At 70.7% G+C, this 12,324-nt stretch carries 13 protein-coding genes; 3 read left to right on the forward strand and 10 right to left on the reverse strand.

Annotation, left to right across the window (positions count from 1 at the left end; all coding sequences use genetic code 11):
* Positions 1–233: 233 nt before the first annotated feature.
* Positions 234–521: a glutaredoxin family protein gene (locus tag ACZ7KF_RS32725; protein ID WP_471083214.1), complete on the reverse strand. Its 288-nt coding sequence runs from the start codon at positions 519–521 to the stop codon at positions 234–236.
* A gap of 117 nt (positions 522–638) precedes the next feature.
* Here ACZ7KF_RS32725 and ACZ7KF_RS32730 point away from each other — a divergent pair, with 117 nt between their 5' ends.
* From ACZ7KF_RS32730 to ACZ7KF_RS32740, 3 genes are all read left to right on the forward strand, one after another.
* Positions 639–1,559: an HAD family hydrolase gene (locus ACZ7KF_RS32730; RefSeq protein ID WP_471083217.1), complete on the forward strand. Its 921-nt coding sequence runs from the start codon at positions 639–641 to the stop codon at positions 1,557–1,559.
* A 377-nt stretch (positions 1,560–1,936) separates the two neighbouring features.
* Positions 1,937–2,716, forward strand: coding sequence for an ECF subfamily RNA polymerase sigma factor, BldN family (locus tag ACZ7KF_RS32735; protein ID WP_471083220.1), 780 nt, complete (start codon positions 1,937–1,939; stop codon positions 2,714–2,716).
* Between the two features lie 236 nt (positions 2,717–2,952).
* Entirely contained in the window at positions 2,953–4,182 is a 1,230-nt protein-coding gene (locus ACZ7KF_RS32740; protein WP_471083223.1) for a DUF5667 domain-containing protein, read from the forward strand.
* 70 nt (positions 4,183–4,252) lie between these two features.
* Here the strand turns inward: ACZ7KF_RS32740 and ACZ7KF_RS32745 are convergent, their stop codons facing one another.
* The 9 genes from ACZ7KF_RS32745 to ACZ7KF_RS32785 form a co-directional block, all read right to left on the reverse strand.
* Entirely contained in the window at positions 4,253–5,311 is a 1,059-nt protein-coding gene (locus ACZ7KF_RS32745) for a lysophospholipid acyltransferase family protein (RefSeq protein WP_471083226.1), read from the reverse strand.
* A gap of 14 nt (positions 5,312–5,325) precedes the next feature.
* The gene (locus ACZ7KF_RS32750) at positions 5,326–6,387 is read right to left on the reverse strand and encodes an NAD-dependent epimerase/dehydratase family protein (RefSeq protein WP_471083229.1); all 1,062 of its coding nucleotides are present in this window, start codon (positions 6,385–6,387) and stop codon (positions 5,326–5,328) included.
* A gap of 234 nt (positions 6,388–6,621) precedes the next feature.
* The gene (locus ACZ7KF_RS32755) at positions 6,622–6,720 is read right to left on the reverse strand and encodes a 30S ribosomal protein bS22 (protein WP_003948845.1); all 99 of its coding nucleotides are present in this window, start codon (positions 6,718–6,720) and stop codon (positions 6,622–6,624) included.
* A gap of 136 nt (positions 6,721–6,856) precedes the next feature.
* A complete protein-coding gene (locus tag ACZ7KF_RS32760) occupies positions 6,857–7,069 on the reverse strand; it encodes a helix-turn-helix domain-containing protein (RefSeq protein ID WP_121791081.1) in 213 nt (70 codons plus the stop codon).
* 129 nt (positions 7,070–7,198) lie between these two features.
* Positions 7,199–8,014, reverse strand: a complete 816-nt coding sequence (locus ACZ7KF_RS32765) for a phosphatase (protein ID WP_471083232.1) — start codon at positions 8,012–8,014, stop codon at positions 7,199–7,201.
* A gap of 290 nt (positions 8,015–8,304) precedes the next feature.
* Positions 8,305–9,477 carry an acetoin utilization protein AcuC gene (locus ACZ7KF_RS32770; protein ID WP_471083235.1) on the reverse strand — a complete coding sequence of 391 codons (1,173 nt, stop codon included), beginning with the start codon at positions 9,475–9,477 and terminating at the stop codon, positions 8,305–8,307.
* Entirely contained in the window at positions 9,428–10,663 is a 1,236-nt protein-coding gene (locus ACZ7KF_RS32775; RefSeq protein WP_471083238.1) for an MFS transporter, read from the reverse strand. Before ACZ7KF_RS32775 ends, ACZ7KF_RS32770 begins: the two co-directional genes overlap by 50 nt.
* 87 nt (positions 10,664–10,750) lie before the next feature.
* Positions 10,751–11,470: a VC0807 family protein gene (locus ACZ7KF_RS32780; protein WP_471083241.1), complete on the reverse strand. Its 720-nt coding sequence runs from the start codon at positions 11,468–11,470 to the stop codon at positions 10,751–10,753.
* A 92-nt stretch (positions 11,471–11,562) separates the two neighbouring features.
* On the reverse strand, positions 11,563–12,207 hold the full coding sequence (locus ACZ7KF_RS32785; RefSeq protein ID WP_471083244.1) for an HAD family hydrolase: 645 nt from the start codon (positions 12,205–12,207) through the stop codon (positions 11,563–11,565).
* Between the last annotated feature and the right edge of the window lie 117 nt (positions 12,208–12,324).

Raw genomic sequence — 12,324 nt, forward strand, 5'->3', positions numbered from 1 at the left:
CGTCGACAGCAGGCTATGTCTTTGTGAACGCGTGCACAAAGATGGTGTCCGATTTGCCCACCAGAAGTGACCGGGGTCACGCGGGTTTCGCGCCTACGCCGGGAACCGGCGCATACGCACCGGCGCTCCTTCGTTACTGGGGGCAAAACCGCACACACTCCTCACGAATCCCGCCCCCGAGACCAAACCGCCGTCGATCCTAAGCGACTTTCCGACCGGTTTGGACTGGTCGGTCAGTTCTGGCCGGTCAGTGCGCGGCGCAGTCGCTCCTCGTTCACGCGCCAGAAGGTGTGCTGTTCACCGTCGATGAGGACGACCGGGATCTGTTCCCAGTAGCGGTCGTGCAGTTCCCGGTCCTCGGTGATGTCCTTCGGCTCCCACGGCACGCCGAGGTCGCCGCAGACCTTCTCGATCACCGCCTGCGCGTCGTCGCACAGATGGCAGCCGGGCTTGCGGACGAGAGTGACCAGCCGGGCGCGCGGCTCGGCCTTGCGTCGGAAGAGGGGACTCATGCCGGCCATTCTCGCGCGCTCCACGCCCGTTCCGGATCGCTTCTTTAACGACTCGGTCGCGCAGAGTTCACACCGCGCCAACCTCTCGACTCCGGAACCCCCGAACCGACTGGCTATGCTCACGTCATGGCCCCTCTCGGATGGCTCACTCCCCGTAGGCGCTCCGCCACGGCGCGGAGCGTGTTGGCAGGCGAGGCCTCGGCGGAGGCCGCCCGCAAGTCCTCGCAGGAGACTCCGCCCGCCACGCCGGAGGAACCGGAGTTCCCGGTGATCGGCGACGACAGGGCCGCCGCCTTCTTCGACCTCGACAACACGGTGATGCAGGGCGCCGCGCTGTTCCACTTCGGCCGGGGGCTGTACAAGCGGAAGTTCTTCGAGACCCGCGACCTGGCCAGGTTCGCCTGGCAGCAGGCGTGGTTCCGGCTGGCCGGCGTCGAGGACCCGGAGCACATGCAGGACGCCCGCGACTCGGCGCTGTCGATCGTCAAGGGCCACCGGGTCGCCGAGCTGGAGTCGATCGGCGAGGAGATCTACGACGAGTACATGGCCGACCGCATCTGGCCCGGCACCCGCGCCCTCGCCCAGGCCCATCTGGACGCGGGCCAGAAGGTCTGGCTGGTCACCGCGGCCCCCGTCGAGATCGCCCACACCATCGCCCGCCGCCTCGGTCTGACCGGCGCCCTCGGCACGGTGGCCGAGTCGGTCGACGGCGTCTACACCGGCAAGCTGGTCGGCGAGCCGCTGCACGGCCCCGCCAAGGCGGAGGCGGTCCGCGCCCTGGCCGCGGCCGAGGGGCTGGACCTCTCGCGCTGCGCGGCCTACAGCGACAGCCACAACGACATCCCCATGCTGTCCCTGGTCGGCCACCCCTACGCCATCAACCCGGACGCCAAGCTCCGCAGGCACGCCCGCGAGCAGGACTGGCGCCTGCGGGACTACCGCACGGGCCGCAAGGCCGCGAAGGTCGGCATCCCGGCCGCGGCGGGCGTCGGCGCGGTCGCCGGTGGCACGGCCGCCGCGATCGCCCTGAGCCGCCGCCGCCGGTAGCGCCCCGCCCTCCTCCGCCCTGCCCCGTCCCGCCCCGGGCAGTCGGACCGCGCCCACACCCCCGGACAGCCGCCCCGACACGCCCGGTCACGGCTCCGCGTGCCCTTTGATCGGGCTCATGTACATCACCACGTTCAACACGCCCTGCAGTTCACCGAAACACGCCCTTTTCCGGTCAACAACCGATCATCTTGCGGAACTTGACCAGGCATCAAACGACAACAGATGCGACGCAATCGGCGATTTGAACAACTCGGTGTAGCAGGGCCTGTACGAAGCGTTATTCTCCTCAGACGCAAACCGGTACCCCTCTCGTCGCTACGACGGGTGAAAGGTTCCGCACTGCACGTGATGGAAGCTCTGCCTCTGGGAGTCCCGTGTACCCACACGTCGGGGTTGACGCCTCGGGCCTGGCTACGCTGCGCGCAACAGTCGCAACGGTCAAAGAGACGCTGCGCGGCCTGGTCCCCACCGCGTACGCCGTCCCCGCCTTCGCCGCCGCCGCGCCCGCCGGCCCGTGCTACGCACTGGCCGAGGGCAGCGCGGCGGTCGGCAGACGCGGCCGCGCGACCGGCGCGGCCAGCGCTCGCCGCCCGGCCGCCGACAGCGACAGCGCCCGGATGATGGACCTCGTCGAACGCGCCCAGGCGGGGGAGGCCGAGGCCTTCGGCCGGCTCTACGACCAGTACAGCGACACCGTCTACCGGTACATCTACTACCGCGTCGGCGGCCGGGCCACCGCCGAGGACCTCACCAGTGAGACCTTTCTGCGGGCGCTCAGAAGGATCGGCACCTTCACCTGGCAGGGCCGCGACTTCGGGGCCTGGCTGGTCACCATCGCCCGGAACCTGGTCGCCGACCACTTCAAGTCCAGCCGCTTCCGGCTGGAGGTCACCACCGGCGAGATGCTCGACGCCAACGAGGTCGAGCGCTCCCCGGAGGACTCGGTCCTGGAGTCCCTGTCGAACGCCGCCCTGCTCGACGCCGTACGGCGGCTCAACCCGCAGCAGCAGGAGTGCGTGACGCTCCGCTTCCTCCAGGGCCTCTCGGTCGCCGAGACCGCACGCGTCATGGGCAAGAACGAGGGCGCCATCAAGACCCTCCAGTACCGCGCCGTGCGCACGCTCGCCCGACTGCTGCCCGACGACGTCCGCTGACCGCGGCAACCACGAGCGACAGCCAACTCACGTTCCGTGAAGGCCCGTTGTCTTTCTGATCCGATCATCCGCCGTCCGTAACCCAAGTGCCGCGCCAGTCGTTGTGCGGGATACAGGCTCCCTGTGGTCACGTCCCGGCCCTCCCCGATCGCTCGATCGTGTGGAAGCGGTCGGGGGCGTGCGACCCTCAGGACCCCCTGGGGAGCCGACCGTCATGACGAGAGGAGGTGCCGCCAGTGATCGCGAACGTATCGGCGCACCGGCGGGCGAACGCCTTCGCCCAGGCCCTGGATGAGCAGTCCGACCGGGAAACGGCGGCCGAGCAGTCCGCAGCGCCGGCGGAAGCACCGCCGACCACCGAGGAACACACCGAGCGGGGCAGACTGCTGACCCTGACCGCGGGGCTGGACGCGCTGCCCAAGCCGCAGCTCGACCCCGAGGTCAAGGTCGTCCAGCGCGCCCAGCTGGTGGCCGCGATGGAGGCCATGCTCCAGGAGGGCACGGCGGCGGACGCGTCGGTACCGGAACAGCGGGCACACCGGGGCAGGGGCGCGCACCGGGCGAGTCCGCTGGGCAAACTCCGCCCGCGCACCAGACTGACCAAGGGGCTCGCGGCCGGCGGGCTCAGCGTGGGCGTGGCCGCCGGAGCCTTCGGCGGTGTCGCCGCCGCCAGCTCCGACGCCCTGCCCGGCGACTCGCTGTACGGCCTCAAACGCGGCATCGAGGACTTCAAGCTCAACTATCTGGCCGACGGCGACGACCAGCGCGGCCAGACCTACCTCGACCAGGCGTCCACCCGGCTCAGCGAGGCCCGCAGACTGCTGGAGCGCGGCCGGGGCGGCCATCTGGACCACGAGTCCATCGGGGAGATCCGCCGCACCCTCTCCGGGATGCAGCACGATGTCACCGAGGGCCACCGCCTGCTCCACGCGGCCTATGAGGCGGACCCGGGCTCCCTCGGCCCCATCCAGGCGCTGTCCAGTTTCTCCCGGTCCCACCGCGAGGCCTGGAGCGCGCTCAGCGACAAGCTGCCCGTGCAGCTGGGCGACGTCAAACAGCAGGTGTCCTCGGTCTTCGACGCCATAGACGAAGAGGTCGCCCCGCTGCAGTCCCTGCTCCCGCAGCAGCCGCCCCGGTCCGGCGAGGGAAGACGCCACGGCGGCTCCGGCTCGCCCTCCACCGGCTCCTCCGGAAGCCACCGGTCGACCGCACCCAGCGCCGGCAGCACCCCGTCCGCGGGCAAGCACACCGGCACCGGCACGCCGAGCGGCTCGGCCACCGGCAGCACCGTCGAGGGCCTCATCGGCGGCGACACGGGGGGCCTGCTCGATCCGCCGAAGACCGGCAGCGAGGGCAGTTCGCCGTCCGCGGGCAAGTCCCCCACGGGCCAGCCGGACGTCACCATCCCCCCGCTCCTGCCCGACCTGCTCCCCGGCCTGGGCATCGACAGCGAGGACGCGGACTAGCGGCCCACCGCCACGGCATCCGGGGCGCCCCTTTCCGAGCAGGGGCGCCCCGGATGCGGTACCGCACAGCTCAGAAGAACACCGACCGCCGCTGCACCAACAGCTTGTACAGCGTGTGCTGGATCTGCTCCCGGACCTGGTCGGTCAGGTTGAACATCAGCATCGGGTCCTCCGCCGCCTCCGGCGGATAGCCGTCCGTCGGGATCGGCTCGCCGAACTGGATCGTCCACTTCGTGGGGAGGGGGATCGCACCCAGCGGACCCAGCCACGGGAAGGTCGGCGTCAGCGGGAAGTACGGGAAACCCAGCAGACGGGCGAGGGTCTTCGCGTTGCCGATCATGGGGTAGATCTCCTCGGCCCCCACGATCGAGCACGGGATGATCGGCACCCCCTGGCGCAGGGCCGTCGAGACGAAACCGCCACGGCCGAACCGCTGGAGCTTGTACCGCTCGCTGAAAGGTTTCCCGATGCCCTTGAAGCCCTCCGGCATCACCCCGACCAGCTCGCCCTGGCCCAGCAACCGCTCCGCGTCCTCCGCGCACGCCAGCGTGTGCCCCAGCTTGCGGGCCAGCTCGTTGACCACCGGCAGCACGAAGACCAGATCGGCCGCCAGCAGCCGCAGATGCCGCCCGGCCGGGTGGTGGTCGTGCACCGCCACCTGCATCATCAGGCCGTCCAGCGGCAGCGTCCCGGAGTGATTGGCGACGATCAGCGCCCCGCCCTCGGCCGGGATGTTCTCGATGCCCTTCACCTCGACCCGGAAGTACTTCTCGTACACCGGCCGCAGCAGCGACATCAGGACCTGGTCGGTCAGCTCCTCGTCGTAGCCGAAGTCGTCGACCTCGTAGTCCCCGGTGAGCCGGCGCCGCAGAAAGGCCAGCCCGGCCGCCACCCGCCGCTCCAGGCCGCCGTCCCGCCCGTCGGCATCCGGCTGCTCCAGCGGCTCCTCCTCGCGGCTCACAGGCCCATCCTCCTGCGCCCGCTCCCTGCCCGGCAGGGGCTGGACCGCACCGATCTCGCCCGGCTCACCGAGCGCGCCGCGCCGGCTCCCCCGGCGCCGCGCCTGACGCTGGGCGGCGCTCCCGCGGGAGCGGTCGTCGTCGAACGGAATGACCTTGGCGTCCGCCATCGTTGCCGCTCTCCTCAGTTGGCGCTGTGCGTCTGGGGGTGGCCGCCTGCCCTCGCGGTCAGCGCGGCGATCCGGTCGACGGCCCCCGCGAGGGCCTCCGGCGGCAGCAGCCCGGGGCCCTGGCCGTGCGCGAAGTCCGCGAAGGTCTCGGCCGTGGTGTAGCGGGGCGTGAAGCCCAGCGTCTCGCGCATCTGGACGGTGTCCACCACGCGCCCATGGGTGAGCAGCCGGATCTGCTCCGGCGAGAAGTCCGTCATGCCGAGCGTACGGACCAGGGAACCGGCCCAGGTGACCGCGGGCAGCAGCAGCGGCACGGTGGGGCGGCCGAGCCGCCGTGAGCACTGCGAGAGCGGCAGGACGCCGTCCCCGGCGATGTTGAAGGTGCCGCTGTTGAGGGTGCCCCGGCGCGGCTCGTGCGAGGCGATCCGCAGCACCTCGATCACGTCGTCCTCGTGCACGAACTGCAGCCGCGGGTCGTAGCCGAACACGGTCGGCAGGACGGGCAGCGCGAAGTACGAGGCGAGGGGGGTGTCCGCGGTCGGCCCCAGGATGTTGGCGAACCGCAGCACGCACACGGCGACGTCCGGCCGCCGCCGCGCGAACCCGCGCACGTAGCCCTCCACCTCGACGGCGTCCTTCGCGAAGCCGCCGCTGGGCAGCGACTTGGGCGGGGTCGTCTCGGTGAACACGGCCGGATCGCGCGGCGCGGACCCGTACACGTTCGTACTGGACTTCACCACGAGCCGCTGGACGGAGGGCGACTTCTGGCAGGCACCGAGCAGCTGCATGGTGCCGATGACATTGGTCTCCTTGACCGTGGCCCGGCTCCCGCCGCCCAGCGCCGTGCCCGTCACGTCCATGTGGACGACCGTGTCGGCACCCGTCTCGGCGAGCACCCGGGCGATGGTCGGCTGCCGGATGTCGGCCTGGATGAAGTCGGCTCCGCCCAGATGGTGCGCCGGCGGCACCGCGTCCACGGCGATCACGCGGTCGACCTCCGGGTCCCGCTGGATCCGCCGCACGAACCGGCCGCCCAGCTGCCGGGCCACTCCGGTGACGAGCACGACCTTTCCCAAGATCAGCGCCTTCCTTCCCGCGTAACCGGTATCCCGCGTTCCCCGTGTGCGGCCAACCTAGCCGGTCGACGTTGCGCTGTGATGACCCTCGATGCACGAGGTGACGGAATTTCCCCCATCGGCACAGGCCGGAACATGACTGTGGCCCCCCACCACTGTCGGTGGGGGGCCACAGGGCCACGCTTTCGCGGCGCCGCAACCTCGTAGTTCACCCCCGCTGACGCGGGGAGCGGACTACTTCTTGTTGCGACGCTGAACGCGCGTGCGCTTGAGCAGCTTGCGGTGCTTCTTCTTGGCCATCCGCTTGCGCCGCTTCTTGATAACAGAGCCCACGACTACCCTCGCTCACTTCTCATCACTCGGTTGTTTGGGCGCCATGGGCCCACACGACCTACGAGGGGCTAGCCTACCCAACCGAGCGCCGAGGTCGTAATCGAGGGGGCACCCCCGGGTCACCCGGGGGTGGCCGTCAGGCCGTCTCCACCCCCACATAGCTGTCGCGGAGGTACTCGTGTACCGCTTGTTCCGGGACGCGGAACGACCGTCCCACCCGGATCGCGGGCAGATGACCGCTGTGCACCAGGCGGTACACGGTCATCTTCGACACTCGCATCACCGAGGCGACCTCCGCCACGGTAAGGAACTGAACCTCGTTCAGAGGCCTCTCGCCAGCTGCAGCCATGACACACCTGAACCTTCCGCACTCGACGGCCACCGGCTTCCCCTTCCGGTGACTCTTCGTCGCTGCGTGCTCACTCCCCAGACTAGGGGCGGGTGATGCGAGTGGGGAAGAGGTGCACCCATCGGCGGCCTACTGTGACAGACACGCTCGATTGAGTACGTAGCGGATCAGCGGGCGGTAGTGACTAGACCGCACTGCGTCATCAACCGGAACGACGACGGACACCCGCCCCTCGGCCTCCCCCACGAACAGCGCGGGATCGTCGGTGTCGGCCAGGCCGATGGCTTCGAACCCCAGCTGACCAGCACCGCAGACCCACCCGTGATCCCCCACGACCAGCTCGGGCAGCGGCCCGCCGGCCGCCGCCGCGGCATCCAGGACGACCCGAACCGGGAGCGGCGAGTGGCTGTGGGCACCCGGCTCACGACCGGGGCGCCCGCTCGCCGGTTCCCGCACCAGGGCAACCCCTCGTACGTAGTCGAGGCGATGGGTGCGTAGACCGAACCGGGTCAATATGTCGACACAGTGACCCTGCGCCGGGGTGAGTACCTCACATCCCGCCGCCGACAACGCGTCCGCCAAGCCGACGTAGAAGCCGAGCAGCCGCTGCGGGTGCCCCGTGCCGAGCAGCACGGGCGCACCGCGCCGGGCGACCGCACGGATCCGACCGGCGAACGCGTCCAGCGCGGTAAGTGTCCGGTCCGGATCGATCACATCCGGACCGGATGTGTAGCGAGGGTCGGCCGAAACCCCGCACCTCTCCGCCATCAGCCCGAGCAAGTCCGGGAATCCCCAGGGCCCTTCGGGGTCGATCCCGATCAGCGCGCGCGGATCCCGGGCGGCGAAGAGCCGGTAGCTCCGCAGGCTTTCCTCCCGCGAGGTCGCCACCACCCCGGCCAGCCCGACGGCCACCAGATGCGCGCGAAGCCGGGCGGGGGTCGACACGGTTGCGATGGTGGCCCAGCGGGGGGCGGCCCGGGCCGGAATCCGGGAAAATCCGCACGGTTGGCCTAATGCGGGGCCCCGACGACGCCTTCCCCGCCGGTCCGGACAGCCGACGACGCCTTCCCCGCCGGCCCGGGCAGCCGGCGGCGGCTGAGCAGGCGGGCGGATACCGCGCACGACGGCCCGGACGGGCGTCCGCGACCGTGCTCTTCCCGCCGACCGGGACGAGCGGCGGGTGGGCGAGTGGGCGGGTGGGCGAACGGGTCCAGGGGGCGGAGCCCCTGGTCGTCTCAGGGCAGCAGCCCCCGCAGCGGGAACACGGCCCGCCGGGTGGCCAGCACGGCCTGGTCCACGCGGTCGGCGGGATCGTATCCGTCCTCCCAGACGCCGTATCCCACCGGCCACCGCCCGTCCGTCATCCGCTGCGGCCCCAACTGCCGCGTCCGCGCGTACACTTCCTGCCGCCATCCCTCGGGGATCATCGCCTCCGGAGCAACCGGCTTCCCCGCCACGATCCCCACCAGATGCGTCCACGAGCGCGGTACGACATCCACCACCGCGTACCCGCCCCCGCCCAGCGCGATCCACTTCCCGCCCGCGTACTCGTGCGCCAGTTCGTGACACGCCACCTGCACCGCCCGCTGCGCGTCCAGCGACACGGCCAGGTGGGCCAGCGGGTCCTCGAAGTGTGTGTCGGCGCCGTGCTGGGAGACGATCACCTGCGGCCGGAACTCGGCGAGCAGCTCCGGCACCACGGCGTGGAACGCCCGCACCCACCCCGCGTCGCCGGTCCCGGCGGGCAGCGCCACGTTCACCGCGGCCCCCTCCCCCGCCCCGGCCCCCGTCTCCTGCGGCCAGCCGGTCTGCGGGAACAACGTCCGGGGATGCTCGTGCAGCGAGATCGTCAGCACCCGCGGGTCCTCCCAGAACGCCGCCTGCACCCCGTCCCCGTGATGCACGTCGACGTCCACGTAGGCGACCCGCTCGGCCCCCAGCTCCAGCAGCCGGGCGATGGCCAGCGCCGCGTCGTTGTAGACGCAGAACCCCGACGCCCCGCCCGGCATCGCGTGGTGCAGCCCGCCCGCGAAGTTCACGGCGTGCAGGACGTCGCCCCGCCACACCGCCTCGGCCGCCCCCACCGACTGCCCCGCGATCAGCGCGGACACCTCGTGCATCCCGGCGAACGCGGGATCGTCGATCGTGCCGAGCCCGTACGACCCGTCGGCCCCCGCCGGATCCGCGGACGCGGCCTTCACGGCGTCGATGTAGTCCTCCCGGTGGACCAGCCGCAGCGTCGACTCGCCGGCCGGTTTCGCCGCGACGATCTCCAGCTCCCGGTCGAGCCCGAAGGCACCGACCAGCCGGCGGGTCAGGTCCAGCCGGACCGGGTCCATCGGATGACTCGGGCCGAAGTCATAGCCCGTTACTGCCTCGTCCCACATCAGCTGTGCGCGGCCGCTCATGCCCGCCACCGTATCGGTCCGGTTGAGCGGCGAACGACGTGGCATACCCCAGTGTCACCAGCACCAACACCATCGGCACCAACATGGCCCCCCGATAGCTCCAGGCGTCGCCCAGGGCACCCACCAACGGCGAACCGATCAGGAAGCCCACGTAATTGAAGATGTTCAGCCGCGCGATCGCCGCGTCCGAGGCCCCCGGACCGTGGTGTTCGAAAGCGTGCCGCCCCGCCGCCGCGAACGTCTGCGGCACCAGCACGCACAGACCCAGCCCCAGCAGGGTGAACCCGAGCATCCCCAGCCACGCCCCGGGCGCCGTGGCGACCACCGCGAACCCGCCGGCCGCGACCACCGCCCCGAGCCGTACGACCGCCACCGCCCCGAACCGCCGCACCCCGAGGTCCCCGAGGGTCCGGCCCACCAGCGTGGTCACCATGTACACGTTGTACGGCACGGTCGCCAGCTGCTCCGAGCTGCCCAGCACGTCCTTCAGGTACTTCGCGCTCCAGTTGGAGACCGTCGAGTCCCCGATGTAGGCGAAGGTCATCACCAGGCACAGCGGCAGCAACAGCGTGAAGGCGACACCGCCCCCCTGCCCCCGCTCCTCCCGGTCCGCCGGGACACCACCCCCGTCGACGTACCACCGGCTCCCCACCAGCGTCGCCGGCAGCAGCACGGCCACCACGGGCAGATACGACACCCACAGCGCCAGATGCCAGTGCGCCCCGGCCCAGGCCAGCGAGGCCCCCAGGATCCCGCCCAGGCTGTAGGCGGCGTGAAAGCTGAGCATGATGCTGCGTCCGTACGAACGCTGGAGGCTGACGCCGAGCATGTTCATGGACGCGTCCAGCACCCCCACCGCCAGGCCGAAGACGCCCAGCGCCACCGCCAGCGCGGCCACCTGTCCGGGCCCGCCCGCCCCGACGCCGAGCAACGCCAGCAGCACCACCGGCTGGGACCAGCGCAGCAGCCGGCTGGGCCGGACCCGCTTCACCAACTGCTCCGTGGTCACACTGCCCACGCCGGCGAGGATCGGCACGGCGGCCAGGAAGACCGGCAGCAGCGCGTCGGAGACGCCGTACCGGTCCTGGACGGCCGGGATGCGCGTCACCAGCAGGGCGAAGGCGACGCCCTGCGCGAAGAAGCTGAACGCCAGCGAGGCCCTACCGCGCCGCAGCACATCAGTCATGGCGGCGAGAGTAGGGCCCTGGGCTACCTGTGGGTAGATCCAGCCAAAGATGAATTTCCTTCAGCTTCATCTGGGTCGGTTGACGCGTCAGGCCGCGACGGTGACCGTCGGCCGTTCGACGCGGCCGGCCTCGGCCTCGACCTCGGCCTTGAGCATCCGCTCCATGGGCTCGACCGCCAGCCCACCGCTGACCACGAAGCCGATCGCCATGGCACCGATCAGGAAGACGCTGCCCAGCCACACCATCGTGTCCACCGGGATGGTGTAGGCGCCCACGAACCGCGCGACGCACTCGGCGAACAGCACCACGCCCCAGACGATCGAGAACGCGTTCTCCTTGCGCCGGAAGGCCGCGGAGTCGGCCGCGCCGCCGGACGTCAGCCGCTGCCACGCGGCTTCCTTGGCGGCGTCGCCCTTGACGAGGAAGGGCTTCATGCCGGCGGTCATCATCGGCTTCCCCAGCCGGACGGAGACCAGGATGCCGATGGCGACCGTGCTGCTGACCCCGCTGTCCTTGGCCAGCATCAGCCGCGGGTCGCCGGAGACGAAGCTCAGCAGCAGCGAGACGACGTTCACGACGAGGATGAGTCCCGCCAGGGCGTTGGTCTTCCGCTCCGCGACGAGGCTCCACACGGTCCGCGCCGCGGGCACCACGCTGCTCCAGGCGAGCGCCGCGAAGGTGCTCATCCCGAAGCCGTCCTTGAACAGGTAGTACGAGCCGAGCGGCACCGCGACATCGATGAGCAGCGGCTTGAAGTTGTCCAGCACACTCGGCTTCCGGCTCTGGGTCCCCGTGTTCTTCGTCATGCCCTCAGCTTCGCCGTCGCGGGGGGTCCGGCAGTAGAAACGTTCGTCCGGAGGTCCGCATGACAAATGTCAGCCGGGCCGGCCGACCGCGGTCATATCAGCAGGTCGGTCAACTCGCCGGGGGTGGAGAAGAGTTGGTGGGCGCCTGCGAGTCGGGCCGCCGGGGTCATGGCGGTGAACCCGTACACGTCCATTCCGGCCGCCAAGGCCGCCTGTACGCCCAGTGGGGAGTCCTCGACGACCACGCACCGCTCGGGGGCCACGCCCATCCGTTCGGCCGCGTAGAGGAAGAGATCCGGCGCCGGCTTCCCCCGCCCCACGTCCTCCGAGCTGAAGATCCTGTCCTCCGGGAACCACCGGTCGAGCCCGGTGGTCCGGTGTCCCACCCGAATGCGCGCATGGCTCCCGGAGGAGGCCACGCAGTACGGCACCCCGTCCGCGGCCAGCTTCTCCAGTACGCCGGTGACCCCGGCCACCGGCTGCAACTCCCGCTCGAAGGCGGCGAACACCCGTGTGTGGAAGACCTCGTCGAAGTCCGCCGGCAGCCGCTGTCCCGTCCGCTCCAGGATCAGGTCATGGATCCGGTGCATCGCCGACCCCATGTAGTCGCGAATGGAGTCCTCGTACGACGTCGGGTGCCCCAGCTCGGTCAGATACGCGGCAAGGAGCCGGTTCGATATGGGCTCGCTGTCCACGAGTACACCGTCGTTGTCGAAGATGACGAGGTCATAGCGCATGACATGGAGCCTAGAGGACGCAGAACGCAGAAAACCCCCGCATCGAATCGATGCGGGGGTTTTCCCAATATTTGTTCGGCGGCGTCCTACTCTCCCACAGGGTCCCCCCTGCAGTAC

This window comes from Streptomyces sp. NPDC038200, from assembly GCF_055600785.1.